General features: G+C 60.5%; 38 protein-coding genes. 32 read left to right on the top strand and 6 right to left on the bottom strand.

The genetic code is table 11. From position 1 onward, the window contains the following. The 28 genes from ACE04I_RS21015 to rplQ form a co-directional block, all read left to right on the top strand. On the top strand, nucleotides 1-354 hold a 354-nt coding region (locus ACE04I_RS21015), incomplete at its 5' end, for an EF-Tu C-terminal domain-related protein (RefSeq protein ID WP_487207586.1). 309 nt (nucleotides 355-663) lie between these two features. Further along, nucleotides 664-972: a 30S ribosomal protein S10 gene (gene rpsJ / locus ACE04I_RS21020; protein WP_003547547.1), complete on the top strand. Its 309-nt coding sequence runs from the start codon at nucleotides 664-666 to the stop codon at nucleotides 970-972. A 37-nt stretch (nucleotides 973-1,009) separates the two neighbouring features. Continuing rightward, nucleotides 1,010-1,651, top strand: coding sequence for a 50S ribosomal protein L3 (gene rplC / locus ACE04I_RS21025; protein ID WP_046792694.1), 642 nt, complete (start codon nucleotides 1,010-1,012; stop codon nucleotides 1,649-1,651). Between the two features lie 13 nt (nucleotides 1,652-1,664). Next, nucleotides 1,665-2,285, top strand: coding sequence for a 50S ribosomal protein L4 (gene rplD, locus ACE04I_RS21030; protein ID WP_046792693.1), 621 nt, complete (start codon nucleotides 1,665-1,667; stop codon nucleotides 2,283-2,285). Next, a complete protein-coding gene (locus ACE04I_RS21035; RefSeq protein WP_046792692.1) occupies nucleotides 2,282-2,575 on the top strand; it encodes a 50S ribosomal protein L23 in 294 nt (97 codons plus the stop codon). Before rplD ends, ACE04I_RS21035 begins: the two co-directional genes overlap by 4 nt. An 11-nt stretch (nucleotides 2,576-2,586) precedes the next feature. Continuing rightward, a complete protein-coding gene (gene rplB / locus ACE04I_RS21040) occupies nucleotides 2,587-3,423 on the top strand; it encodes a 50S ribosomal protein L2 (protein ID WP_046792691.1) in 837 nt (278 codons plus the stop codon). 15 nt (nucleotides 3,424-3,438) lie between these two features. After that, a complete protein-coding gene (gene rpsS / locus ACE04I_RS21045) occupies nucleotides 3,439-3,717 on the top strand; it encodes a 30S ribosomal protein S19 (RefSeq protein WP_045230774.1) in 279 nt (92 codons plus the stop codon). A gap of 2 nt (nucleotides 3,718-3,719) precedes the next feature. Then, complete coding sequence (gene rplV / locus ACE04I_RS21050; RefSeq protein WP_037151099.1) at nucleotides 3,720-4,109, top strand: 50S ribosomal protein L22; 390 nt, start codon at nucleotides 3,720-3,722, stop codon at nucleotides 4,107-4,109. Further along, a complete protein-coding gene (gene rpsC / locus ACE04I_RS21055; protein ID WP_046792690.1) occupies nucleotides 4,109-4,831 on the top strand; it encodes a 30S ribosomal protein S3 in 723 nt (240 codons plus the stop codon). The genes rplV and rpsC overlap by 1 nt, the downstream gene beginning before the upstream one ends. A 38-nt stretch (nucleotides 4,832-4,869) precedes the next feature. Beyond that, the gene (gene rplP / locus ACE04I_RS21060) at nucleotides 4,870-5,283 is read left to right on the top strand and encodes a 50S ribosomal protein L16 (RefSeq protein ID WP_046792689.1); all 414 of its coding nucleotides are present in this window, start codon (nucleotides 4,870-4,872) and stop codon (nucleotides 5,281-5,283) included. Nucleotides 5,284-5,295: 12 nt separating this feature from the next. Further along, entirely contained in the window at nucleotides 5,296-5,496 is a 201-nt protein-coding gene (rpmC, locus tag ACE04I_RS21065; RefSeq protein WP_046792688.1) for a 50S ribosomal protein L29, read from the top strand. 12 nt (nucleotides 5,497-5,508) lie between these two features. Next, a complete protein-coding gene (gene rpsQ, locus ACE04I_RS21070) occupies nucleotides 5,509-5,745 on the top strand; it encodes a 30S ribosomal protein S17 (RefSeq protein WP_046792687.1) in 237 nt (78 codons plus the stop codon). Nucleotides 5,746-5,978: 233 nt separating this feature from the next. After that, nucleotides 5,979-6,347 carry a 50S ribosomal protein L14 gene (gene rplN, locus ACE04I_RS21075; protein ID WP_007770138.1) on the top strand — a complete coding sequence of 123 codons (369 nt, stop codon included), beginning with the start codon at nucleotides 5,979-5,981 and terminating at the stop codon, nucleotides 6,345-6,347. Between the two features lie 13 nt (nucleotides 6,348-6,360). Further along, nucleotides 6,361-6,669 (top strand): 50S ribosomal protein L24, encoded by a 309-nt coding sequence (gene rplX, locus ACE04I_RS21080; RefSeq protein ID WP_046792686.1) that lies wholly within the window; start codon nucleotides 6,361-6,363, stop codon nucleotides 6,667-6,669. Next, a complete protein-coding gene (rplE, locus tag ACE04I_RS21085) occupies nucleotides 6,662-7,219 on the top strand; it encodes a 50S ribosomal protein L5 (protein ID WP_046792685.1) in 558 nt (185 codons plus the stop codon). The genes rplX and rplE overlap by 8 nt, the downstream gene beginning before the upstream one ends. A 33-nt stretch (nucleotides 7,220-7,252) precedes the next feature. Continuing rightward, a complete protein-coding gene (gene rpsN / locus ACE04I_RS21090; RefSeq protein ID WP_046792684.1) occupies nucleotides 7,253-7,558 on the top strand; it encodes a 30S ribosomal protein S14 in 306 nt (101 codons plus the stop codon). Nucleotides 7,559-7,570: 12 nt separating this feature from the next. Next, a complete protein-coding gene (gene rpsH, locus ACE04I_RS21095; protein WP_093000495.1) occupies nucleotides 7,571-7,969 on the top strand; it encodes a 30S ribosomal protein S8 in 399 nt (132 codons plus the stop codon). A 43-nt stretch (nucleotides 7,970-8,012) separates the two neighbouring features. Further along, nucleotides 8,013-8,546, top strand: coding sequence for a 50S ribosomal protein L6 (gene rplF, locus ACE04I_RS21100; RefSeq protein ID WP_046792682.1), 534 nt, complete (start codon nucleotides 8,013-8,015; stop codon nucleotides 8,544-8,546). A 12-nt stretch (nucleotides 8,547-8,558) separates the two neighbouring features. Beyond that, nucleotides 8,559-8,921, top strand: coding sequence for a 50S ribosomal protein L18 (rplR, locus tag ACE04I_RS21105; protein WP_046792681.1), 363 nt, complete (start codon nucleotides 8,559-8,561; stop codon nucleotides 8,919-8,921). A 145-nt stretch (nucleotides 8,922-9,066) separates the two neighbouring features. Beyond that, the gene (gene rpsE, locus ACE04I_RS21110) at nucleotides 9,067-9,636 is read left to right on the top strand and encodes a 30S ribosomal protein S5 (RefSeq protein ID WP_046792680.1); all 570 of its coding nucleotides are present in this window, start codon (nucleotides 9,067-9,069) and stop codon (nucleotides 9,634-9,636) included. A 12-nt stretch (nucleotides 9,637-9,648) separates the two neighbouring features. Beyond that, on the top strand, nucleotides 9,649-9,855 hold the full coding sequence (gene rpmD, locus ACE04I_RS21115; RefSeq protein ID WP_046792679.1) for a 50S ribosomal protein L30: 207 nt from the start codon (nucleotides 9,649-9,651) through the stop codon (nucleotides 9,853-9,855). Between the two features lie 16 nt (nucleotides 9,856-9,871). Then, nucleotides 9,872-10,351, top strand: coding sequence for a 50S ribosomal protein L15 (rplO, locus tag ACE04I_RS21120; protein WP_046792678.1), 480 nt, complete (start codon nucleotides 9,872-9,874; stop codon nucleotides 10,349-10,351). A 237-nt stretch (nucleotides 10,352-10,588) separates the two neighbouring features. Further along, nucleotides 10,589-11,929, top strand: coding sequence for a preprotein translocase subunit SecY (secY, locus tag ACE04I_RS21125; protein WP_046792677.1), 1,341 nt, complete (start codon nucleotides 10,589-10,591; stop codon nucleotides 11,927-11,929). Continuing rightward, nucleotides 11,926-12,576 (top strand): adenylate kinase, encoded by a 651-nt coding sequence (locus ACE04I_RS21130; protein WP_046792676.1) that lies wholly within the window; start codon nucleotides 11,926-11,928, stop codon nucleotides 12,574-12,576. Before secY ends, ACE04I_RS21130 begins: the two co-directional genes overlap by 4 nt. Nucleotides 12,577-12,810: 234 nt before the next feature. Continuing rightward, complete coding sequence (gene rpsM / locus ACE04I_RS21135) at nucleotides 12,811-13,179, top strand: 30S ribosomal protein S13 (protein WP_046792675.1); 369 nt, start codon at nucleotides 12,811-12,813, stop codon at nucleotides 13,177-13,179. Nucleotides 13,180-13,311: 132 nt separating this feature from the next. Next, nucleotides 13,312-13,701 (top strand): 30S ribosomal protein S11, encoded by a 390-nt coding sequence (gene rpsK, locus ACE04I_RS21140; protein ID WP_007766864.1) that lies wholly within the window; start codon nucleotides 13,312-13,314, stop codon nucleotides 13,699-13,701. A gap of 181 nt (nucleotides 13,702-13,882) precedes the next feature. Next, a complete protein-coding gene (locus ACE04I_RS21145) occupies nucleotides 13,883-14,893 on the top strand; it encodes a DNA-directed RNA polymerase subunit alpha (RefSeq protein ID WP_046792674.1) in 1,011 nt (336 codons plus the stop codon). A gap of 44 nt (nucleotides 14,894-14,937) precedes the next feature. After that, nucleotides 14,938-15,363, top strand: coding sequence for a 50S ribosomal protein L17 (gene rplQ, locus ACE04I_RS21150; protein WP_046792673.1), 426 nt, complete (start codon nucleotides 14,938-14,940; stop codon nucleotides 15,361-15,363). A 75-nt stretch (nucleotides 15,364-15,438) separates the two neighbouring features. Here the strand turns inward: rplQ and ACE04I_RS21155 are convergent, their stop codons facing one another. Next, the gene (locus ACE04I_RS21155) at nucleotides 15,439-16,350 is read right to left on the bottom strand and encodes a LysR family transcriptional regulator (protein WP_245282032.1); all 912 of its coding nucleotides are present in this window, start codon (nucleotides 16,348-16,350) and stop codon (nucleotides 15,439-15,441) included. A 112-nt stretch (nucleotides 16,351-16,462) separates the two neighbouring features. Here ACE04I_RS21155 and ACE04I_RS21160 point away from each other — a divergent pair, with 112 nt between their 5' ends. After that, nucleotides 16,463-17,533, top strand: coding sequence for an alpha/beta fold hydrolase (locus ACE04I_RS21160; RefSeq protein ID WP_046792672.1), 1,071 nt, complete (start codon nucleotides 16,463-16,465; stop codon nucleotides 17,531-17,533). An 11-nt stretch (nucleotides 17,534-17,544) separates the two neighbouring features. On the opposite strand, the gene msrQ is transcribed toward ACE04I_RS21160, so the two are convergent. Both msrQ and msrP read right to left on the bottom strand, forming a co-directional pair. Further along, nucleotides 17,545-18,189, bottom strand: a complete 645-nt coding sequence (gene msrQ, locus ACE04I_RS21165) for a protein-methionine-sulfoxide reductase heme-binding subunit MsrQ (protein WP_046792671.1) — start codon at nucleotides 18,187-18,189, stop codon at nucleotides 17,545-17,547. Between the two features lie 2 nt (nucleotides 18,190-18,191). Then, on the bottom strand, nucleotides 18,192-19,133 hold the full coding sequence (gene msrP / locus ACE04I_RS21170) for a protein-methionine-sulfoxide reductase catalytic subunit MsrP (RefSeq protein WP_046792670.1): 942 nt from the start codon (nucleotides 19,131-19,133) through the stop codon (nucleotides 18,192-18,194). A 296-nt stretch (nucleotides 19,134-19,429) separates the two neighbouring features. On the opposite strand from msrP, the gene ilvD reads away from it, so the two are divergent. The 3 genes from ilvD (at nucleotide 19,430) to ACE04I_RS21185 (ending at nucleotide 21,911) form a co-directional block, all read left to right on the top strand. After that, nucleotides 19,430-21,268, top strand: coding sequence for a dihydroxy-acid dehydratase (gene ilvD, locus ACE04I_RS21175; protein ID WP_046793019.1), 1,839 nt, complete (start codon nucleotides 19,430-19,432; stop codon nucleotides 21,266-21,268). A gap of 87 nt (nucleotides 21,269-21,355) precedes the next feature. Further along, complete coding sequence (locus ACE04I_RS21180; RefSeq protein WP_046792669.1) at nucleotides 21,356-21,577, top strand: type II toxin-antitoxin system PrlF family antitoxin; 222 nt, start codon at nucleotides 21,356-21,358, stop codon at nucleotides 21,575-21,577. Further along, entirely contained in the window at nucleotides 21,564-21,911 is a 348-nt protein-coding gene (locus ACE04I_RS21185; protein WP_046792668.1) for a type II toxin-antitoxin system PemK/MazF family toxin, read from the top strand. Before ACE04I_RS21180 ends, ACE04I_RS21185 begins: the two co-directional genes overlap by 14 nt. On the opposite strand, the gene ACE04I_RS21190 is transcribed toward ACE04I_RS21185, so the two are convergent. The 3 genes from ACE04I_RS21190 to ACE04I_RS21200 all read right to left on the bottom strand — a co-directional run bounded on the left by ACE04I_RS21190 (nucleotide 21,901) and on the right by ACE04I_RS21200 (nucleotide 23,914). Continuing rightward, nucleotides 21,901-23,061: an endonuclease/exonuclease/phosphatase family protein gene (locus ACE04I_RS21190; protein WP_046792667.1), complete on the bottom strand. Its 1,161-nt coding sequence runs from the start codon at nucleotides 23,059-23,061 to the stop codon at nucleotides 21,901-21,903. The genes ACE04I_RS21185 and ACE04I_RS21190 overlap by 11 nt on opposite strands. Before the next feature lie 85 nt (nucleotides 23,062-23,146). After that, nucleotides 23,147-23,497 (bottom strand): lysozyme inhibitor LprI family protein, encoded by a 351-nt coding sequence (locus tag ACE04I_RS21195; RefSeq protein ID WP_487207587.1) that lies wholly within the window; start codon nucleotides 23,495-23,497, stop codon nucleotides 23,147-23,149. Between the two features lie 36 nt (nucleotides 23,498-23,533). Then, complete coding sequence (locus ACE04I_RS21200) at nucleotides 23,534-23,914, bottom strand: YkvA family protein (protein ID WP_046792666.1); 381 nt, start codon at nucleotides 23,912-23,914, stop codon at nucleotides 23,534-23,536. Between the last annotated feature and the right edge of the window lie 122 nt (nucleotides 23,915-24,036).

A 24,036-nucleotide genomic window follows, 5' to 3' on the forward strand; every position in this document is an offset into this window, starting at 1 on the left:
CTGGTTCGCGGTGTGGACCGCAACGGCGTCGAGCGTGGCCAGATCCTGTGCAAGCCGGGTTCGGTCAAGCCGCACAAGAAGTTCAAGGCAGAAGCCTACATCCTGACGAAGGAAGAGGGCGGCCGTCATACGCCGTTCTTCACGAACTACCGTCCGCAGTTCTACTTCCGTACGACGGACGTGACGGGCATCGTGACGCTTCCGGAAGGCACGGAAATGGTGATGCCGGGCGACAACGTGACGGTTGACGTCGAGCTGATCGTTCCGATCGCCATGGAAGAGAAGCTGCGCTTCGCGATCCGCGAAGGCGGCCGTACCGTCGGCGCAGGCATCGTCGCCTCCATCGTCGAGTAATTCAAAGACGAAGCCGGCATCTTGGGATGCCGGCTTCGTCCGAAAAACTTTAAGCAAGCGGCCCGAGGCGGCTTGCTTATGACACAAAAATGTAGCAAATGGCGCGCGAGCGTAATTTGCGCCTGCTTCGTATGTACGAAACAGGCGACTGCCCAACAATTTAAGGTGGGTCATATGGCCCGAAGAATGGAAGGGGTGCCGGATTCGGTGTCCCTTCGATCTTTGAAACCGGTGGTCCGCCTTAGGTAAACGAACAACCCCTGCCGTATCGTTTGGCATGCGGGTGACAGAAAACAAGGATAACGTCGAATGAACGGCCAAAATATCCGCATTCGCCTGAAGGCGTTCGATCACCGGATTCTCGATGCTTCCACGCGCGAGATCGTGTCGACGGCGAAGCGCACCGGTGCTAGCGTCCGGGGCCCCGTTCCGCTTCCGACCCGAATCGAGAAGTTTACGGTTAACCGGTCCCCCCACATCGACAAGAAGAGCCGCGAGCAGTTCGAGATGCGCACGCATAAGCGCCTTCTCGATATCGTTGACCCGACCCCGCAGACGGTAGACGCGCTGATGAAGCTCGATCTCGCCGCCGGTGTTGATGTTGAGATCAAGCTCTGAGGTTTGCGCCTCGAGCGGAGTGAGAAGGATTGAACCGATGCGTTCGGGTGTAATTGCACAGAAGGTGGGAATGACCCGCGTCTACAACGACGCTGGCGAGCATATCCCGGTAACCGTATTGCGGCTGGAAAGCTGCCAGGTCGTCGCGCACCGCACCGTCGAGAAGAACGGCTATACCGCTGTTCAGCTCGGTGCGGGCACGGCGAAGGTGAAGAACACCTCCAAGGCGATGCGCGGCAACTTTGCCGTCGCCAACGTCGAGCCGAAGGCGAAGCTCGTAGAGTTTCGCGTTTCTGAAGACAACATGATCGATGTCGGCACCGAGCTGACGGCGGGCCATTTCCAGGCTGGCCAGTTGGTGGACGTTACCGGCACCACGATCGGTAAGGGTTTTGCCGGCGCCATGAAGCGCCACAACTTCGGTGGTCTGCGCGCCACGCACGGTGTGTCCGTTTCGCACCGTTCGCATGGTTCGACCGGTTCCAACCAGGATCCGGGCCGCGTCTGGAAGGGCAAGCGCATGGCTGGTCACATGGGCCAGACGCGTGTCACCACCCAGAACCTGGAAGTCGTCTCCACCGACGAGAACCGTGGCCTGATCCTCGTCAAGGGTGCCGTCCCCGGCTCCAAGGGCGCCTGGATCGTCGTTCGCGATGCCGTCAAGTCGGCCGCGAAGTAAGGGAGCCAAGCAAATGGAATTTAACGTCAAGACCCTCGAGGGAAAAGACGCCGGCAAGGTCTCCCTGTCGGATGAGATTTTCGGCCTCGATCCTCGTGAAGACATTCTCGCCCGCATGGTTCGTTGGCAGCTCGCCAAGAAGCAGCAGGGCACTCACAAGACGAAGGGCCGTGCGGAAGTTTCCCGCACCGGTGCCAAGATGTACAAGCAGAAGGGTACGGGCCGCGCTCGTCACCATTCGGCTCGCGCTCCGCAGTTCCGCGGCGGCGGCAAGGCTCATGGCCCGGTCGTCCGCAGCCACGAGCACGACCTTCCCAAGAAGGTTCGTGCGCTTGCTCTGCGTCACGCCCTCTCGGCAAAGCTGAAGGCTGAAGAACTGATCGTCATCGACAACCTGGTTGCTGCGGAAGCAAAGACCAAGGCTCTCGCTGGTTCGTTCGAGACGCTCGGCCTCACCAACGTCCTGTTCATCGGCGGTGCTGAGCTCGATAACAACTTCAAGCTCGCCGCTCAGAACATCCCGAACGTGGACGTTCTGCCGGTTCAGGGCATCAACGTTTACGACATCCTGCGTCGCGGCAAGCTCGTCCTGTCGAAGGCCGCAGTTGAAGCTCTAGAGGAGCGTTTCAAGTGACCGATCTTCGCCACTATGATGTGATCGTATCTCCTTCGATCACCGAAAAGTCGACGCTGGTATCCGAACAGAACCAGGTTGTCTTCAACGTTGCCAAGACTGCTTCCAAGCCTGAAATCAAGGCTGCCGTAGAAGCGCTCTTCGGTGTGAAGGTCACTGCCGTCAATACGCTGGTCCGCAAGGGCAAGGTGAAGCGCTTCCGCGGCTTCATCGGCAAGCAGAAGGACGTCAAGAAGGCTGTCGTCACCCTGGCCGAAGGTCAGACGATCGACGTCTCCACCGGTCTCTGAGGTAAGATACAATGGCATTGAAAAGCTACAATCCGACGACCCCGAGCCAGCGCCAGCTGGTCATCGTCGACCGTTCGGGCCTCTGGAAGGGCAAGCCGGTCAAGACGCTGACGGAAGGTCTCACCAAGAGCGGCGGCCGCAACAACAACGGCCGCATCACCGCTCGCTTCATCGGTGGCGGTCACAAGCGCACCTACCGTCTCGTGGACTTCAAGCGTCGCAAGTTCGACGTCGAAGGCACGGTCGAGCGTCTGGAATACGACCCGAACCGTACGGCGTTCATCGCGCTCGTCACCTACACGGACGGCGAACAGGCCTACATCCTCGCTCCGCAGCGCCTTGCTGCCGGCGACAAGGTCATCGCTTCCGAGAAGGCCGTCGACGTGAAGCCCGGCAATACCATGCCGCTTCAGTACATCCCGGTCGGCTCCATCGTCCACAATGTGGAAATGAAGCCGGGCAAGGGTGGCCAGATCGCTCGTTCGGCCGGCACCTATGTCCAGCTCGTCGGCCGCGACGCCGGCATGGCGATCCTTCGCCTGAACTCCGGCGAGCAGCGCCTCGTTCCTGGCTCCTGCCTGGCCACGGTCGGTGCGGTTTCCAACCCGGACCACGGCAACATCAACGACGGCAAGGCTGGTCGCACCGTTTGGCGCGGCAAGCGTCCGCATAACCGCGGCGTCGTCATGAACCCGGTCGACCATCCGCACGGCGGTGGTGAAGGCCGCACCTCCGGTGGCCGCCATCCGGTGACCCCGTGGGGCAAGCCGACCAAGGGCAAGCGCACGCGTTCGAACAAGTCGACCGACAAGTTCATCATGCGTTCGCGCCATCAGCGCAAGAAGTAAGAGGAAAGTCACACAATGGCTCGTTCAGTATGGAAAGGTCCGTTTGTTGACGGCTATCTTCTCACGAAGGCTGAGAAGGTGCGCGAAGGCGGACGCAATGAAGTAATCAAGATCTGGAGCCGTCGCTCCACGATCCTTCCGCAGTTCGTCGGGCTCACGTTCGGCGTCTACAATGGCAGCAAGCATGTGCCGGTCAGCGTCAATGAAGACATGGTCGGTCACAAGTTCGGTGAATTCTCTCCGACCCGGACCTATTACGGTCACGGTGCGGACAAGAAGGCGAAGAGGAAGTAACCATGGCGAAGGCTAAGACCGAACGCCGGCTGAAGGACAACGAAGCACAGGCAGTCGCCCGTACGCTTCGCGTCAGCCCTCAGAAGCTGAACCTTGTTGCCGCCATGATCCGCGGCAAGAAGGTCGATCGCGCGCTTGCGGAGCTCGAGTTCTCCCGCAAGCGTATCGCCGGCACGGTGAAGAAGACCCTCGAGTCTGCAATCGCCAATGCCGAGAACAACCATGACCTCGACGTCGATTCGCTGATCGTTTCCGAAGCCTATGTCGGCAAGTCGATCGTGATGAAGCGCTTCCATGCCCGCGGCCGCGGCCGCGCTTCGCGCATCGAGAAGCCCTTCGCTCACCTGACGATCGTCGTTCGCGAAGTCGAGGAAAAAGGGGAGGCCGCATAATGGGCCAGAAAATCAATCCGATCGGCTTTCGCCTCGGCATCAATCGTACCTGGGACAGCCGCTGGTTCGCCGATAACGCGGAATACGGTCAGCTCCTCCATGAGGACCTGAAGATCCGCGCCTATCTGATGCAGGAGCTGAAGCAGGCCGGCATCTCCAAGGTGGTTATCGAGCGTCCGCACAAGAAGTGCCGCGTCACGATCCACTCGGCCCGTCCGGGCCTCATCATCGGCAAGAAGGGCGCCGACATCGAAAAGCTCCGCAAGAAGCTTTCCGAAATGACGTCGTCTGAAACGCACCTCAACATCGTCGAAGTGCGCAAGCCGGAAATCGACGCGACTCTGGTCGCCCAGTCGATCGCCCAGCAGCTCGAGCGCCGCGTGGCTTTCCGCCGTGCGATGAAGCGTGCCGTTCAGTCGGCCATGCGTCTCGGCGCCGAAGGCATCAAGATCACCTGCGCCGGCCGTCTCGGCGGTGCAGAAATCGCTCGTACCGAATGGTATCGTGAAGGCCGCGTTCCGCTTCATACGCTGCGCGCCGACATCGACTACGGTACGGCAGAAGCCGAAACCGCTTTCGGTATCTGCGGCATCAAGGTCTGGATCTTCAAGGGCGAAATCCTTGAGCATGATCCGATGGCTTCCGAGCGGCGCGCGCTGGAAGGCGATGCGCAGGGCCCGGCAAGCCGCGAACGTGGCGATCGTCGCCGCGAAAACGCTTGATAAGCGCTGGCGAAAGATAAGCTCGGAGAAGTAAGAAAATGTTGCAGCCAAAGCGTACCAAGTACCGCAAGCAGTTCAAGGGCCGCATCAAGGGCGTTGCCAAGGGCGGTTTCGACCTTGCCTTTGGTGAATTCGGCCTGAAGGCTCAGGAACCGAACCGCGTCAATGCACGCGAGATCGAAGCGGCTCGCCGCGCGATCACCCGTTACATGAAGCGCGCGGGCCGTGTCTGGATCCGCGTGTTCCCTGACGTTCCTGTCACCGCCAAGCCCACCGAAGTCCGTATGGGTAAGGGTAAGGGTTCGGTTGAATACTGGGCATGCAAGGTCAAGCCCGGTCGTATGATGTTCGAGATCGACGGCGTTTCGGAAGAAATCGCTCGCGAGGCTCTTCGCCTCGGTTCTGCCAAGCTCTCGGTCAAGACGCGCTTCGTACAGCGCATCGCAGAGTAAGGAGAAGGCACGATGAAAGCCGAAGACGTACGCGGCCTCACGGCCGACCAGCTCAAGGACAAGCTCGCCGAGCTCAAGAAGGAGCAGTTCAACCTGCGCTTCCAGAAGGCCACCGGTCAGCTCGAGAAGTCCTCGCGCATCAACGAAGTCCGCAAGGACATCGCCCGCGTGAAAACCATTGCCCGCCAGAAGGCGGCAGAAGCCAAGGCTTAAAGGAAGAATAATATGCCGAAACGCATTCTGCAGGGCGTAGTTGTTTCCGACAAGAACGAGAAGACCGTTGTTGTCCGGGTAGAGCGCCGATTCGCGCATCCGCTGCTTCAGAAGACGGTCCGCCGTTCCAAGAAGTACAAGGCGCATGACGAGAACAACCAATACAAGGTTGGCGACGTGGTTTCCATCGAGGAATGCGCGCCGATCTCCAAGGACAAGCGCTGGACGGTTATTGCCGCCCAGGCTTAATTGCCCAGGTTTCTGCGTCAGGCCCTTGCGTCTGGCGCAGAATCCTGTATGAAGCACGCCATTGGCGCAGGACGCTCGGCAACGAGCGTCTTTTGCTTTGAGCGCAGGGAAGGTCCCATCCGGGAAACCACCTTGGCAAGACCCATCCCGCGCACATCGAAATTCTGTCCAAAAGCCGGATCGGGGCGTTTTCGCGCCCGGTCGTTCCGGTCATTAGAAAAAGGCGACCTGACATGATTCAGATGCAAACAAACCTCGACGTGGCGGACAATTCCGGCGCACGTCGTGTCATGTGCATCAAGGTGCTGGGCGGCTCCAAGCGCAAGTACGCTTCGATCGGCGACATCATCGTCGTATCGATCAAGGAAGCCATCCCGCGCGGCCGCGTGAAGAAGGGTGACGTGATGAAGGCGGTTGTTGTGCGCACCGCCAAGGACATCCGTCGTCCGGACGGCAGCGTCATCCGCTTCGATAACAACGCAGCGGTCCTCATCGACAACAAGAAAGAGCCGATCGGCACCCGTATCTTCGGACCGGTTCCGCGCGAACTGCGCGCAAAGAACCATATGAAGATCATCTCGCTGGCTCCGGAAGTACTCTAAGGGAGCGGGAAAGATGCAAAAGATCCGCAAGGGCGACAACGTCGTCGTATTGACTGGCAAGGACAAGGGCCGCACTGGCGAAGTTCTCCAGGTCCTGCCGAAGGAAGATCGCGCCTTGGTGCGCGGTATCAACATGGTGAAGCGTCATCAGCGTCAGACACAGACCGCTGAGGCTGGCATCATCAACAAGGAAGCATCCATTCACCTGTCCAACATCGCGATCGTCGCGAAGGACGGGAAGCCGACCCGCGTTGGTTTCTCCGTCGTTGACGGCAAGAAGGTGCGTGTTGCCAAGCGTACGGGAGATGTAATCGATGGCTGAGGCAAAGTATGAGCCGCGGCTCAAGAAGGAATATGTTTCCCGTATTCGCGGCGCGATGAAGGAAAAGTTCGCCTACGCGAACGAGATGCAGATCCCGAAGCTCGACAAGGTCGTGATCAACATGGGTGTCGGTGAAGCTACGGCTGACTCGAAGAAGCCCACCGTTGCTGCTGCGGATCTTGCGGCGATCGCCGGCCAGAAGCCGGTCGTCACCAAGGCACGCAATTCGATCGCCGGCTTCAAGCTGCGCGAGAACATGCCGATCGGCGCGAAGGTTACTCTCCGTGGCGCCCGCATGTATGAATTCCTGGATCGCCTGGTCAACATCGCGCTGCCGCGCGTTCGCGACTTCCGCGGCCTGAACCCCAAGAGCTTTGACGGCCGTGGCAACTTCGCCATGGGCATCAAGGAGCACATTGTGTTCCCTGAGATCAACTACGACAAGGTTGATCAGATGTGGGGCATGGACATCATCGTTTGCACGACGGCTACCAACGACGACGAAGCACGGGCTCTTCTGACAGAGTTCAACTTCCCGTTCCGTCAGTAACCGTAACGACGAGCGTTAAGAAGGAACTCCGATATGGCGAAAACCAGCGCAGTTGAAAAGAACAAGCGCCGCCGCAAGACCGTCGCCGTCCAGGCCGCCAAGCGCGCTGCCCTGAAGGCGACCATCATGAACCAGGAACTTCCGATCGAAGACCGGTTCAAGGCAACCCTGAAGCTCGCTTCGCTGCCGCGCGATGGCTCGAAGACGCGCATCCGCAACCGTTGCGAAGTCACCGGTCGCCCGCGCGCTTTCTATCGCAAGCTCAAGATGTCGCGTATCGCGCTTCGCGAGCTGGGCAACCTCGGCAAGGTGCCGGGCGTCGTCAAGTCGAGCTGGTAAGGAGATCGTTAGATGACCATGACTGATCCCTTGGGTGATATGCTCACCCGCATCCGCAACGGTGCTTCCCGCCGCAAGTCGACCGTGTCCACGCCGGCTTCCCGGCTGCGTGCTCGCGTCCTCGACGTTCTGCAGGCGGAAGGCTACATCCGCGGTTATTCCCAGGTCGATTACGGCAACGGCAAGTCCGAGCTTGAAATCGAGCTGAAGTACTACGAAGGCGCGTCGGTGATCCGTGAGATCGGCCGCGTGTCCAAGCCGGGCCGCCGGGTCTATGTCTCGGTAAAGTCCATTCCGCAGGTCGCGAACGGCCTCGGCATCACCATCCTTTCGACTCCGAAGGGCGTGATGGCCGATCACCAGGCTCGCGAACAGAACGTAGGTGGCGAGGTTCTCTGCTCGGTCTTCTAAGACAGGGCAGGGGTTCTCCATAGCGAACAGACAGGATTGAAACATGTCTCGTATCGGTAAAAAGCCCGTTCAGGTTCCTGCAGGTGTTACGGCTGCTATCGACGGCCAGAAAGTGACTGCCAAGGGCCCGAAGGGCGAGCTGTTCTTCGTCGCGAATGACGAAGTCAAGCTTGAACTCAAGGACAATGCGGTATCGGTGACTCCGATCAACGATACCAAGGATGCTCGCTCGAAGTGGGGCATGTCCCGCACGATGGTCGAGAACATCTTCAAGGGTGTTAAGGACGGTTTCGAGCGCAAGCTCGAGATCAACGGCGTTGGTTACCGTGCCTCGATGCAGGGCAAGAACCTGCAGCTCGCGCTCGGCTTCAGCCACGACGTGGTCTATGAACCGCCGCAGGGCATCACCATTGCCGTGCCGAAGCCGACGGAAATCGTCGTCACCGGCATCAATAAGCAGCAGGTCGGTCAGGTAGCCGCGGAAATCCGCGAATACCGCGGTCCGGAGCCCTATAAGGGCAAAGGCGTCAAGTACGCCGAGGAACGGATCGTCCGCAAGGAAGGCAAGAAGAAGTAAGGATCACGCGAAATGGCTAGCAGGAAACAAGTACTTGCCAAGCGCGCGAGCCGAGTGCGTCGCCAGATCAAGGCGGTCGCCAATGGCCGCCCGCGCCTGTCGGTTCATCGCTCGTCGAAGAACATCTATGTCCAGGTCATCGATGACGTGGCCGGCCGCACGCTCGCAGCCGCTTCCACGCTCGAGGGTGATCTGCGCAAGTCGCTGAAGACCGGCGCTGACGTTGCTGCTGCCGCAGCCGTCGGCAAGCTCGTCGCCGAGCGTGCCGCCAAGGCCGGCGTGAAGGAAGTCGTGTTCGATCGCGGCGCCTTCCTCTATCACGGCCGCGTCAAGGCGCTTGCCGAAGCTGCCCGCGAAGGCGGCCTGAGCTTCTAAGGAATTTCGCCCGGCCTTTCCTGATAGGGGAGGCCGGGCGAATTGCGGTTCGCCGCAAATGAGGAGCGTCCTCGGGTTTCGTGCCCGAGTTGCTTCAATGGGTAATCTGCCGATTGCACCCGGAAAAGAAAAAAGGAAAAGGACAATGGCACAGGAAAGAAGGGGTCAGCGCGAAGATCGCCAGGCCCGTGAAGAGCGCGATAGCGAATTCGTCGACAAGCTGGTCGCGATCAACCGCGTCGCAAAGGTCGTCAAGGGCGGCCGTCGCTTCGGTTTCGCAGCTCTCGTCGTCGTCGGCGACCAGAAGGGCCGCGTCGGCTTCGGCCATGGCAAGGCACGCGAAGTGCCGGAAGCCATCCGCAAGGCTACCGAAGCTGCAAAGCGCGACCTGATCTTCGTACCGCTGCGCGACGGTCGTACGCTGCATCATGACGTCAATGGCCGTCACGGCGCCGGCAAGGTTCTGCTGCGCTCGGCCAAGGCTGGTACCGGTATCATCGCCGGCGGTCCGATGCGCGCCGTATTCGAGACGCTCGGCGTTCATGACGTCGTCGCCAAGTCGACCGGTTCGTCGAACCCCTACAACATGGTTCGCGCCACGTTCGACGCCCTGAAGCACCAGGTTCATCCGAAGGACATCGCGGCACAGCGCGGCATCAAGTATGCAACGCTCCAGGCTCGCCGTGCTTCTTCCGGTGTGACCTCGGAAGAATAAGGAGAGCGGATCATGGCTAAGAAAGCAGAAGCCGCAAAGAAGACGGTTACCGTCCAGCAGATCGGTAGCCCCATCCGCCGCCCTGCCGTCCAGCGTCAGACGCTGATCGGTCTCGGCCTCAACAAGATGCACCGGACCCGTACGCTGGAAGACACTCCTTCCGTTCGTGGCATGATCCGGGCTGTCCAGCATCTCGTTCGCGTCGTCGACGAGAAGTGAGACGGAGGAATTGACCATGAAACTGAATGAGATCAAGGACAACGAAGGCGCCACCAAGGATCGTATCCGCGTAGGTCGCGGTATCGGTTCCGGCAAGGGCAAGACCGGTGGTCGCGGCGTGAAGGGCCAGAAGGCTCGCTCCGGCGTGTCGATCAACGGCTTCGAAGGCGGCCAGATGCCGATCTATCGCCGCCTGCCGAAGCGCGGCTTCAACAACATCTTCGCTTCCGACTTCGTCACCGTGTCGCTCGGCCGCATCCAGACGGCTATCGACGCCAAGAAGCTGGACCCGAAGGCAACGATCGATGCCGCCGCCCTCAAGGCTGCCGGCGTGATCCGTCGCGAGAAGGACGGTGTTCGCGTCCTTTCCGATGGCGAGCTCAAGGCGAAGGTCACGATCGAAGTCGCTGGTGCTTCCAAGGCTGCCGTCGAGAAGATCGAAAAGGCTGGCGGTTCCGTTAAGCTGCTCCTCGCAGTGGAAGCCGCTGCTGAATAAATCGTTTGAAATTGCCCGGAGTGAGCTTCACACCGGGCAATTTTATCTCCATATGTGAGCCTCACGATCCTGGAGCGATCTAGCCGGTCGCCTGTCCGGGATCATACTGAAAACAGGGTGAGGCAGCCGATTGCGCCCGCAATCTCCCCGCCCGGTTTTCTGAAACTGAATTTTTGAGACTGCTTTCCGGACCCGGCACTTGTCCACCGCCGGAGAATTGGTCAGGCGGAGAATTGCATGGCTTCTGCAGCGGAACAACTTGCCTCCAATCTGAATTTTTCGACCTTCGCCAAGGCGGAGGACCTCAAGAAGCGACTGTGGTTCACGCTCGCAGCACTCCTCGTTTATCGCCTTGGTACGCATATTCCGCTTCCGGGGCTGAACCCTGAGGCTTATGCGCAGGCCTTCCGTGGCCAGGCGAGCGGCATCCTCGGTCTCTTCAACATGTTCGCGGGCGGCGCGGTCGAGCGCATGGCGATCTTCGCGCTCGGCATCATGCCCTATATCTCCGCGTCGATCATCGTGCAGCTGATGACCTCGGTCGTCCCCTCGCTCGAAGCCTTGAAGAAGGAAGGCGAGCAGGGTCGCAAGATCATCAACCAGTACACCCGTTACGGAACCGTGCTGCTCGGCACGCTGCAGGCCTATGGCATTGCGGTCGGCCTTGAGAGCGGGCAGGGGATCGTGATGGATCCGGGCTGGTTCTTCCGTATTTCCACGGTCGTGACGCTGCTCGGCGGCACCATGTTCCTGATGTGGCTCGGTGAGCAGATCACCTCGCGCGGCATCGGCAACGGTATTTCGCTGATCATCTTCGCGGGCATCGCGGCCGGCCTTCCGTCGGCTCTTGCCGGAACGCTCGAGCTCGGCCGCACCGGCGCTCTTTCGACGGCACTTATTCTGACCGTCATCGTCGTTGCGATCGGCGTCATCGCCTTGATCGTGTTCGTCGAGCGTGCGCAGCGCCGCCTGTTGATCCAGTATCCGAAGCGCCAGGTTGGCAATCGCATGTTCCAGGGCGATACCTCGCACCTGCCGCTGAAGCTCAATACCTCGGGCGTCATCCCGGCGATCTTCGCCTCGTCGCTCCTGCTTCTGCCGGCGACGGCAGCGGGCTTCGCCGGTAACAGCCAGCTCCCGAACTGGGCGACGACGATCATTTCGGCGCTCGGCCACGGCCAGCCGCTGTTCATGCTGCTCTATGGCCTGCTGATCGCCTTCTTCGCATTCTTCTACACGGCGATCGTCTTCAATCCGAAGGACACCGCCGACAACCTGAAGAAGCACGGCGGCTTCATTCCGGGCATCCGTCCGGGTGAGCGGACGGCCGAGTACATCGACTACGTGCTGACCCGCATCACGGTCGTCGGCGCCATCTATCTCGTGTTCGTCTGCATCCTGCCGGAAATCCTGGTGGCTCGCACGGGCGTTCCGTTAGCCCTTGGTGGTACTTCGCTTTTGATCGTCGTCAGTGTAACGCTCGATACGGTCGCTCAGATTCAGGGCCACTTGATTGCGCAGCAATATGAGGGGCTGATCAAGAAGTCGAAATTGCGCGGAGGAAAGAGGGGACGATGAGATTGATTCTTTTGGGGCCGCCGGGCGCGGGTAAGGGGACCCAGGCCCAGCGGATCGTGGAGAAGCACGGAATTCCGCAGCTTTCCACCGGCGACATGCTGCGTGCGGCTGTAGCTGCCGAGACGGAAGTCGGCAAACGTGCCAAGGCCGTTATGGACGCGGGCAGGCTCGTCTCCGATGAAATCGTCAATGCGATCGTTTCCGAACGTATCGATCAGCCGGACGCCGCCAACGGCTTCATTCTCGATGGCTTCCCGCGCACCCTGGTGCAGGCAGACGCCACCGAGGAAATGCTGAAGTCCAAGGGGCTCGATCTTTCCGTCGTCGTCGAGCTGCGCGTGGATGACAAGGAGCTTATCCGCCGTGTGTCCGGTCGTTATTCCTGCGCCCAGTGCGGAACGGTCTATCACGACACCGACAAGAAGCCGGCGAGCGAAGGCGTCTGCGACAAGTGTGGTTCGACCCATTTCAAGCGCCGGCCCGACGACAATGCCGAGACGATGACCAAACGCCTGGAGGTCTACTACAAGGAGACCTCGCCGCTGATCGGTTACTACTATGCCAAGGGCAAGCTGAAGGTCGTTGACGGCATGGCCGAGATCGACACGGTCACGGCGGACATCGAGAAAATCCTTGCCGGCCTCTGAGCCGGCTTGGACTTGTTAAAGAATCTTGGGCGGAGCAGTTGCTTTTCGGCGCTGATTCCGTTAAAGACGCGCCAACTCGCGACAGCTTTAAGCGATCGGCGCGGATTTCCCGAAAGGACATCCGGAGCTGGTCGTTTTGACTTGTTCCGGATGAAGTTGAACTGGTGGCCTTTCAGGCCGCTGTCATGGAAGAAGCACCACTTGCCGGATGGCAACTGGAAAAGGAGAACAGACGTGGCACGTATCGCTGGCGTCAATATCCCGACTGCGAAGCGCGTTGTTATCGCGCTGACCTACATTCACGGGATCGGCTCGAAATTTGCGCAGGAAATCATGGACAAGGTTGGCTTGCCGGCCGACAAGCGCGTCCATCAGTTGACGGATTCCGAAGTCCTTCAGATCCGTGAAACCATCGACCGCGACTATCAGGTCGAAGGCGATCTTCGTCGCGAGACCGCGATGAACATCAAGCGCCTGATGGACCTCGGCTGCTACCGCGGCCTGCGTCATCGCCGTGGCCTTCCGGTTCGCGGTCAGCGCACGCACACCAATGCCCGCACCCGCAAGGGCCCGGCAAAGGCGATCGCTGGTAAGAAGAAGTAATTTGGGAGCGAATAGGAATTAGCCAATAGCGAATAGGTTTTTGTTCTATTCGCTACCAACTATTCGCTATTCGCTTTTCCAAGGTGGAGCCGCTGGAATTACGGCGGTGCAGAGATCAACGAAAGGGATAATATGGCCAAGGAAGCCACCCGCGTTCGCCGCCGCGAACGCAAGAATATCACGTCGGGCGTTGCCCACGTCAATTCGACCTTCAACAACACGATGATCACCATCACCGACGCGCAGGGCAATGCGATTGCCTGGTCGTCCGCTGGTGCCAAGGGCTTCAAGGGTTCGCGCAAGTCGACCCCGTTCGCTGCTCAGATCGCTGCCGAAGACTGCGCCAAGAAGGCTCAGGAGCATGGCATGAAGTCGCTTGAAGTCGAGGTTTGCGGTCCGGGCTCCGGCCGTGAATCGGCGCTTCGCGCTCTCCAGGCCGCGGGCTTCATGATCACCTCGATCCGCGACGTGACCCCGATCCCGCACAACGGTTGCCGTCCGCGCAAGAAGCGTCGCGTCTGATCGTCGTATTACGCTTGGACCGCCTTCGGGCGGTCCTGCATTGAACTCGGGAATAGCCGCTTTACCTCCCCGGAGGTTGGCGGCTTTGACCGTATGCCGATGAGCGATATGTGCTCCGCTCGGCGCTCCTCGTGCTCGGTTGCCACGATTGGATGGTGGCAACGAACGGAAGGTATGAAACATGATCCAGAAGAACTGGCAGGAACTGATCAAGCCGAACAAGGTGGAATTCACCTCTTCCGGCCGCACCAAGGCAACGCTGGTTGCCGAACCTCTGGAGCGCGGCTTCGGCCTGACGCTCGGCAACGCGCTTCGTCGCGTGCTTCTGTCGTCTCTGCGCGGTGCGGCCGTCACCGCCGTGCAGATCGATGGCGTATTGCATGAATTCTCTTCCATCCCCGGCGTTCGCGAGGATGTGACCGATATCGTGCTCAACATCAAGGAAATCGCCATCAAGATGGATGGCGACGATGCCAAGCGCATGGTCGTGCGCAAGCAGGGTCCGGGCTCGGTTACCGCCGGCGACATCCAGACGGTAGGCGATATCGAGATCCTGAACCCTGACCACGTGATCTGCACGCTCGACGAGGGTGCGGAAATCCGCATGGAATTCACGGTCAACAACGGCAAGGGCTATGTCCCGGCTGAGCGTAACCGTGCCGAAGACGCTCCGATCGGCCTCATCCCGGTCGATAGCCTCTATTCGCCGGTCAAGAAGGTCTCTTACAAGGTGGAGAACACCCGCGAGGGCCAGGTTCTCGACTACGACAAGCTGACCATGACCATCGAAACCGATGGTTCGGTCTCTGGTGAAGACGCCGTAGCCTTCGCCGCCCGTATCCTTCAGGACCAGCTTTCTGTCTTCGTCAACTTCGACGAGCCGCAGAAGGAAGCCGAAGAGGAAGCCGTCACCGAACTCGCGTTCAACCCGGCTCTCCTCAAGAAGGTCGACGAACTGGAACTTTCCGTCCGTTCGGCGAACTGCCTGAAGAACGACAACATCGTCTATATCGGCGACCTCATTCAGAAGACCGAGGCGGAAATGCTGCGCACTCCGAATTTCGGTCGCAAGTCGCTGAACGAGATCAAGGAAGTTCTGGCATCCATGGGCCTCCATCTTGGCATGGAAGTTCCCGCCTGGCCGCCGGAAAACATCGAAGATCTCGCCAAGCGCTACGAAGACCAGTACTAACCATTAAACTGCAGGCGCATGCCTGCAAGTAAAGGAGACCAGAGATGCGCCACCAGAAAGCCGGCCGCAAGCTCAACCGCACCGCAAGCCACCGCAAGGCGATGTTTGCCAACATGGCTGCTTCGCTCATCACCCATGAGCAGATCGTAACGACCCTGCCGAAGGCAAAGGAAATCCGTCCGATCGTCGAGAAGCTCGTCACCCTCGGCAAGCGCGGCGACCTGCATGCTCGTCGTCAGGCGATCTCGCAGATCCAGGATCAGGATGCCGTCCGCAAGCTGTTCGACACGATCGCTTCGCGTTACGCCACCCGCAACGGCGGCTACCTTCGCATCATGAAGGCCGGCTTCCGCCAGGGCGACAACGCCGCTCTCGCCGTCATCGAGTTCGTCGAGCGCGACGTCAACGCCAAGGGCGCTGCCGACAAGGCTCGCGTTGCCGCTGAATCCGAAGCTGCCGAAGCCGCTTGATAATTCCGCATTGTCGGACATGAAAAGGCCGGGTGGAAACACCCGGCCTTTTTGCTGCCGAGCGATGAGGTCACCTCATGCTTCAAGCCCCTGGCTTGTCGACCGCACGACCTCCAGGAAGTTCCGCAGCGCTTTTCGCGCGCCTCTTGGCCGCCAGCCGATAGCCAGCTCCCAGGCCACGTTTTCCGGTGCATCGAGCAGCGGGACGAATGCCACGCCGACGATCTGCATCGTCGTTGCGCCTTTTGGCACCAGCGATACGCCGAGCCCCGCGGCCACCAGGCTGAGGATGGTATGCATCTGCCGAGCTTCCTGCACAATATTCGGCACGAAACCCGCGGCCCTGCAGGCGTTTGTAATGTTGCCGTGCAGAACCGGCCCCTGCTGGTAAGGGAACATGATGAAATCTCGTCCGGCCAGATCGGCGAGCCGGCAGGAATCCAGGGCGGCGAGGGGATGATGAGCCGGCACGGCGACGATCAGCCTGTCCCGGTGGATCAGTTCCACGGCGAGGCCATCGACGGTTTGGATCGGCGGATGGAAAAAGCCGAGATCGATATCGCCGCTTGCGAGATCGACCAATTGCGCTTCCGTAGGGCGTTCGTCGAGCCGAATTGCCGTATCCGGCCAAATTTCGTGGAAGGCGCGTATGGTCGCCGGAAGCAGGCGGTAGAGAGCTGCCGAGACAAAGGCGATCGAAATCTCTGCAAGCTCGTCGGACGCCGCGCGGCGGGCCAGACGGACGGCCTCTTCGGATTGCGCAATGGTTCGCCGCGCCTCCTCCAGAAACACACGCCCGGCGGCGGTGAGGCTCACCACGCGCTGGGTCCGCTCGAACAGCGAAAATCCCAGCCGGTCTTCAAGTCTCTTGATCGACTGGCTGAGCGGGGGCTGAGCCATTCCGAGCCGGGCGGCGGCGCGCCCAAAATGCAGTTCTTCGGCCACGGCAACGAAATGCCGCATATGGTGCAGATCGATCGTCATCATACCGAAAGAGTATCAATAAACTCCGTTTTGATATTGGAAAAGTTTGTCTGCCGCAACGATCTGGGAGGGTGACGTCAGCCATGGCTGACAAGGCTTTCCCAAGGAGTTGACCATGCAAAGACTTGCTTTTTATTGCGCTACCCTCGCGGCTGCCTTCGGGGCTCCCGCCTTAGCGGAAATCGAACGCGAGGATTTTCGGATAAAGGCTGGAGCCGATATCGAACTCGCCATCCGTGAAGTCCGCAATGCCGGGGTGGAGCCGAAGGGACCTCCCGTCATGCTCGTCCATGGGGCGCGGGTTCCGGGCGTTGCCTCCTTCGATTTGCCGGTGGAAGGGGGATCGCTCGCCGGTGATCTGGCAATGGAAGGATACCGGGTGTTCATTCTTGATGCCCGCGGCTACGGCGGATCGAGCCGTCCGGGGCAGGATGGCCCGCAGCAAGGCAGGCCGCTGACTCATTCCAACGAAGTCGTCCAAGATATCCATGCTGCGGTCGAGGCGATCCAGGATAGGACCGGCAGGCGGCAGGTCGCCCTATTGGGCTGGGCGACAGGCGGGCATTGGACAGGCATGTATGCCTCTCTTTTCCCGGAAAAGGTCAGCCATCTGGTCGTCTATAATTCACTTTACGGGGCGACTTCCGGACATCCCACGCTCGGATCGGACGGCGAGAACGCCGATCCGAATGATCGCAGCCGTTTCAACATCGCAAAGTTCGGTGCCTATCGGTTGAACACGGCGGCCTCACTCATCCCCTCCTGGGACAGATCCATTCCCGTCGAGGACAAGGATAGCTGGCATGACCCGGCGGTGGTCGAGGCCTATCAGCAGGCGGCTCTGGCATCCGATCCGGCCTCGGGCGATCACGAACCGCCGGCATTCCGCGCGCCTTCAGGGGCTATGGAAGATAGCTTCTATCTCGCTTCGGGAAGACAGCTTTGGGATGCCGCCTCGATTACCGCGCGCGTGCTGATCATCCGTTCGGAAAACGATTTCTGGAGTCGCCCCGATGACGTGACCGCGCTTGAAGGCCACCTCGTCAACGCGGCGGGTGTCCATAGCGTCACGATCCCCGGCGCCACGCACTATGTCCACCTCGATCGTCCCGAGCGCGGCCGTTCGCAGTTCATCGCGGAAGTGCTGGGCCTGCTTTCCGAACCTGCCAAAACTGAAAGTCGTTGAAGCGAGGGCTTTCAGCGGGCAGCTTGCGCGGCCCCGGACTTTTTCCCGCGCTTCCAGTTCATGATCGGCCTGCGCAGGGGACGGTAGGCGAGAAGTCCGGTGATGATGGCCAGATAGGTGAGGGGCTCGAGCGTCAGGCTCTTGCGCGCCAGGATGAAATGCAGGAGCCCGCCGGCCGCGATCACGTAGATCAGCTTGTGCAATTTCGTCCAGCGCGGCCCGAGCTTGCGGATCGACCAGTTGTTGGAGGTCAGCGCAAGCGGGATCAGCATCAGCAGACAGGCCATGCCGATGGTGATGTAGGGCCGCCGCGCGATATCCGCGGCGACCGCGCCCACATTGAAGCGCAGGTCGAGCGAGGCATAGACCGAGAAATGCATCAGCACGTAATAGAAGGCGAGAAGCCCGAGTGCACGGCGGTAGCGGATCCAGTTGATACCGGCAAGGTCGCGCAAGGGCGTGATGGCGAGCGTGGCGACGATGAAGCGCAGCGCCCATATGCCGAGAAGGTGCTCAAATTCCTTGACCGGATTGAAACCCAGCCCGCCTGTCGCCGCAAGGTAGAAATACCAGGCGGCCGGCACCAGTCCGATGGCGTAGAGCCCCCATATGCTGGCGCTGTGATAACGGCGGGGCAGAGTGGGCAGCGTGAGCATCGTCAATAGTTCGCCTTCAGGTCCATGCCTTCGTAGAGGCTCGCCACCTCGTCCGCATAACCGTTGAACGGCAGCGTGTCGCGCCGGGCGACGTTGAAGAAGCCGCCGTCGCCGATCCGCTGCTCTGTCGCCTGGCTCCAGCGCGGATGATCGACCGCCGGATTGACGTTCGAGTAAAAGCCGTATTCGCGCGCGTTGGAATTCTTCCAGGTCGTCTGCGGCTGCTCTTCCACCAGCGAAATCTTGACGATCGACTTGATGCTCTTGAAGCCGTATTTCCACGGAACCACCAATCGGATCGGCGCGCCGTTCTGGTTCGGCAGGGTTTCGCCATAGAGCCCGACGGCAAGGATGGTCAGCGGGTGGCGGGCCTCGTCGAGCCTGAGACCCTCGATATAGGGCCAGGGAAGCGGCTGGAAGAAACCGCGCTGTCCGGGCATCTGCTCCGGCCGCACCACGGTTTCGAAGGCGACGTATTTGGCGCTGCCGAGCGGCTCTACCTGATCCAGCAGGGCGGAGAGCGGAAAACCTATCCAGGGGATCACCATCGACCAGCCCTCGACGCAGCGAAGCCGGTAGGTGCGGTCCTCCAGCGGAAACTTCATCAATTCCTCGATGCCGAATTCCTTCGGCTTGCCTACCATGCCGTCTACCTTCACCGTCCAGGGGAGCGGCTTGAAGTCGCCGGAATTGGCGGCCGGGTCCTCCTTGTTGACGCCGAATTCGTAGAAATTGTTGTAGCTGGTGATCGCCTCCTTGGGCGTCAGCGGCTCATCCGTCTTGAAGATGCTCGGCGAGGCGCTGAGGGGTGCCGCGAGCACATCGCCCGCGCCGGCGAAGGCAATTCCCGCCGCGGCCGCGCCGAGGAAGCTTCGGCGAGACATGTAGATCGAACGCGGCGTGATCTCTGAAGCCGCGATATGGGGCGGACGAAAGGCGGGCATCGTACTCTCCTTGGGCGAACCTTTTCTTCCCTATACGTATCCCGCAGCCTAAAGGTTTCACGGTATCGGACGGAACCACGTTTATGTGAAGAAGAGCAAGCCGGTTCGATCGGCAGCAGCGAAAAACAAATGCTGGGTCACGGCTCCCAGCAACCGTACCGCTTTGGCTCGCGTTGATAGTGACAGCCTGCCGGACTTGACCTAGAAAGCTGCCAAGTCAGGGGTTTTTGCGCTTGCCGGAGGAAAGGGCTAAACTGCGCGGAACCATAAAGATCGCACCCGAGGATATGAAGACAATGCCAGCCTATCGCTCCAGAACAACGACCCATGGCCGCAACATGGCGGGCGCGCGCGGCCTTTGGCGTGCGACGGGCATGAAGGACAGCGATTTCGGCAAACCGATCATTGCGGTCGTGAACTCCTTCACGCAGTTTGTGCCCGGTCACGTTCACTTGAAGGACCTCGGCCAGCTCGTCGCCCGCGAGATCGAGGCCGCCGGCGGCGTCGCCAAGGAATTTAACACGATCGCGGTCGATGACGGTATCGCCATGGGCCACGACGGCATGCTCTATTCGCTGCCCTCGCGCGAAATCATCGCGGACTCGGTCGAATACATGGTCAACGCACACTGCGCCGACGCCATGGTCTGCATCTCCAACTGCGACAAGATCACGCCCGGCATGCTGAACGCCGCCATGCGCCTCAATATCCCGGCCGTCTTCGTCTCCGGCGGCCCGATGGAAGCCGGCAAGGTCGTGCTGCACGGCAAGAAGGTCGCGCTCGACCTCGTCGACGCCATGGTCGCTGCTGCCGACGACAAGATTTCCGACGAGGATGTCGCCACGATCGAACGCTCGGCCTGCCCGACCTGCGGCTCGTGCTCGGGCATGTTCACGGCCAACTCGATGAACTGTCTGACCGAAGCGCTCGGCCTGTCGCTGCCGGGGAATGGTTCGACGCTCGCAACCCATGCCGACCGCAAGCGCCTGTTCGTAGAGGCCGGCCACCTGATCGTCGATCTTGCCCGCCGTTATTACGAGCAGGAAGACGAAACCGTTCTGCCCCGCTCGATTGCCACCAAGAAGGCCTTCGAGAACGCCATGTCGCTCGATATCGCCATGGGCGGCTCCACCAATACCGTTCTCCATATCCTTGCCGCGGCCTATGAGGGCGGCATCGATTTCACGATGGAGGATATCGACCGGCTTTCCCGCAAGGTGCCGTGCCTTTCCAAGGTCGCACCCGCCAAGCAGGATGTCCATATGGAAGACGTGCATCGCGCGGGCGGCATCATGCGCATCCTCGGCGAACTCGAACGCGGCGGCCTTATCCATCGCGACTGCTACACGGTTCATGAGGCGACGCTCGGCGACGCGATCGATCGCTGGGATATCACCCGCACCAATTCCGAGACGGTCCGCGAATTCTTCAAGGCGGCGCCCGGCGGCGTGCCGACCCAGGTCGCCTTCAGCCAATCCTCGCGTTGGGATGATCTCGATACCGACAGCGAAAAGGGTGTCATCCGCTCGGTCGAAAAGCCGTTCTCCAAGGATGGCGGTCTTGCCGTTCTCTACGGCAATATCGCGCTTGACGGCTGCATCGTGAAGACTGCCGGCGTGGACGAGTCGATCCTGAAATTCACCGGTCCGGCAGTCGTCTTCGAAAGCCAGGATGCGGCGGTGAAGGGCATTCTCGGCAACGAGGTCAAGGCCGGCGATGTCGTCGTCATCCGCTACGAAGGCCCGAAGGGCGGCCCCGGCATGCAGGAAATGCTCTATCCGACCAGCTATCTGAAGTCGAAGGGCCTCGGCAAGGCCTGCGCGCTCGTCACCGACGGCCGCTTCTCCGGCGGCACGTCCGGCCTCTCGATCGGCCATGCTTCGCCGGAAGCAGCCCAGGGCGGGGCGATCGGCCTCGTGCGTAACGGCGACCCGATCGAGATCGACATCCCGAACCGCACGATCAACCTCGCGGTGCCGGATGCGGAACTCGCCACCCGCCGCGCCGAGCAGGACGTGCTCGGCTGGAAGCCGGCCGCGCCCCGCAAGCGCAATGTCACGACGGCGCTGAAGGCTTATGCCGCCTTCGCCGCCAGCGCCGACAAGGGCGCAGTCCGTATCCTGCCCGAGGCGTGACGCAACCTTCGCCGGGGTGCCGCTCAAACGCGCTTCTGTCTTGTGCATGGTAAGGAAATTCCTTACTGTGCACGGGAGGGTAAGGTCATGATAACGAGCAAAATTACCAGCAAGGCACAGACCACGATACCGCAACCGGTCCGGAACGCTCTTCACCTCAGGGAGGGCGACGAAATTCTTTATGCGATCCAGGCTGATGGACGTGTGATGATCTCGCGCGCGCCCATCTCCCCGGAAGCAGAAGATCCATTCGCAACGTTCGGCGAGTGGGATAGCGAGGCCGACAGGAAGGCCTATGCCGATTTTTGAGCAAGGCGATGTCGTCCGCGTTCCTTTTCCTTATACAGACCGTGACACCCGGCAGCGCAGGCCGGCGCTCGTGGTGTCAAATGGACCGATCGGGGAAAACGCCGCCCTGCTGTGGGTCGTCATGATTACTTCGGCGGAAAACCGGCCCTGGCTTGGGGACGTCCGTATTCCGGATCATTTGAAAGCCGGATTGCCGGCTCCATCCGTCGTCCGCCCGGTAAAGATCGTCACAGTGGAGGCGAAACATGTGGAAGCTGTTGGTAAAGTTTCGCGACAGGTTCTAGACGAAGTCTTGCGCGAGGCAAATGCCGTTATCGGGTTGACTACGCGATAGGCGGCCGCCGGGCGACGATCTGGCTGACCGGCCGGTGATCGCTCGTCTTTGCGTTTTCCGGCTGCGTGGAGTTGATGCGGTCGTGGATTTCATGCTCCACGAAGCCGGATCGCGGCTCGACCAGCAAGGGGCCGATCCCGCGCCGGCTCAGCGCCTCGGTGAAGACGATATGGTCGAGTAAGATGTTCGGCGAGCGTCCGGGATCGAGCTTGTCCTCGAATATCGCCGTCCAGCGCAGGTGCTGCGGGTAGTCGAACAGACCGTGGTTCAGGAACTTGCGGGCGAAGAACACATCGCCCTGAAGCACGCTGATCAGGTCATGCAGGAGATATTCCCGCTCGAGAAGTTCCTTGCCTGGGCCGTCGTTGAGATCGCCGATGACCATGATGATCGGCAGTTCCTCCTGTGAGAACCGCTTGTCGATGTAGTAGCGGACGTCCATGGCCTCGGTGCTGAGCTTTGCGCGCGCCACATGTGCATTCGCCATGAACCACGCGACATCCGGCCGGTCATGATAGGCCTTGTCGGTTTCCTCCGGCCGCCGGGCCGGCACGGAAAGACCGATATGCTTGCTTTTGAAATGTGCGCCGATGATCTCGACGCGCACGCCTTCGTAATCCATGACGAGGATTTGCGGGTGGCGGTAGTGCGAATGGGAGCGGCGGACATTTGCGCCGACGGTTTTCTCGCGGTTGTCGAGTTGGGGAGCCGAAAACTGCCACTTGCCGTCATTGTGTGAAAGCTTGGATTCGTCGGCCGTATAGGATTTCCAGGTGGCTATATCGAGGAGGCTTGCCCGTGTCGCCTGGGCGAGCGCGGGTTTGACGAGGAACCACAGCCATTGTTCGCCCTGAATGCCGTATGTCCTGTCATCGCCATTCGGATGGGTCATGAGCTTATATTCCGGCAGGTATTCGTCGCGGAAGGCCGTCATGTCCGCGCTGCCCGGAACCGCTTCCATGAGGAACAGAATGTCCGCGTCGATCTCCAGGATCTCTGCCCGCAATGCCTGGAGCTTCGCCTGCGCATCTGTCATCGAGGGCATGCGTCGCTGGCCGCGCCTCGATCGCTCCGGAACGACGCCGCGCACGACGTCGAACGCATTGGTCAGCCATTCCACATTGAAGGATGTTACCTTGAAAGCCTCCATATCCCCCTCCGGCATCGCGGCCCTGGTATGAACAGCATACTAAGACCGGGCTATGAGGGGAACATGACGATCGTGGAGTTCGCCGCTAAAGCGGCCGCGTCAGGTTGTTATAGATGTCATCCAATTGCTTCAGCCTCTCGTCATAGGCGGTGCGAATGCATGCGGCATCGCCGCCGCAGGCCTGCCGGCGCTTGAGCCAGGCGCTTTGCTCGTCCTGCATCGTGCCCCGCGCGCCCATGGCCAGCAGCCCGGCAAGCAGGTCGAAGGTCGTGACCATCTTCACGTCCGCATCGTTGAGCGCCCGGTTGTCGCAGATCGCCTTTTCGTCCGGTGCAAGTTCAGGCTTTTCGCAATCGAAACTGGCGGCGAGGCTCGATGGTGCATTGAAGGTAAGCGCGGCCAGAGTGAGGATGGCGAAGGCTGTAAGTCTCTGCATCGGGTGCTCCTTTCTGTCGGTTGATGCACGGTCGGCTCAGGCGTCCGGCAAGAGCCATAGGCCGAGGAAGATAAGGGCGGCCGCCCAAAGGGCGAGGATGAACGCCAGGCCGCCGCGGCTGCTCGGGCGTGTGGTCCGCAGTATGGCCTCCGCGCGGAACTCCTCCATCAGGGCCGGGGGAATGAGGCGGATCGCCAGCATGATGCCGAACGGAACGATGACGAGGTCGTCGAGATAGCCGAGGACCGGTACGAAATCCGGAATGAGGTCGACGGGCGAAAGCGCATAGGCCGCCACGGCGCCGGCCATGAGCTTGGCGCTCCACGGCACGCGGCTGTCGCGCGCGGCGAGCCACAGGGCCACTATGTCCCGCTTCAGGGTCTTGGCCCAGGCCTTCGCTTTCACCATATGATCCATGCTATCTTTCCGTTTCCGGCTGCAAGGTGAGGTGCCTTCGGAGAATTCCCATTCCTATGTTCCGCCACCTTTCCTTTCTAGCGTTCGCCGCTACAAATCGTTCCAGATTTTCGTGAAGAGGA

The organism is Rhizobium moroccans (assembly GCF_057559155.1).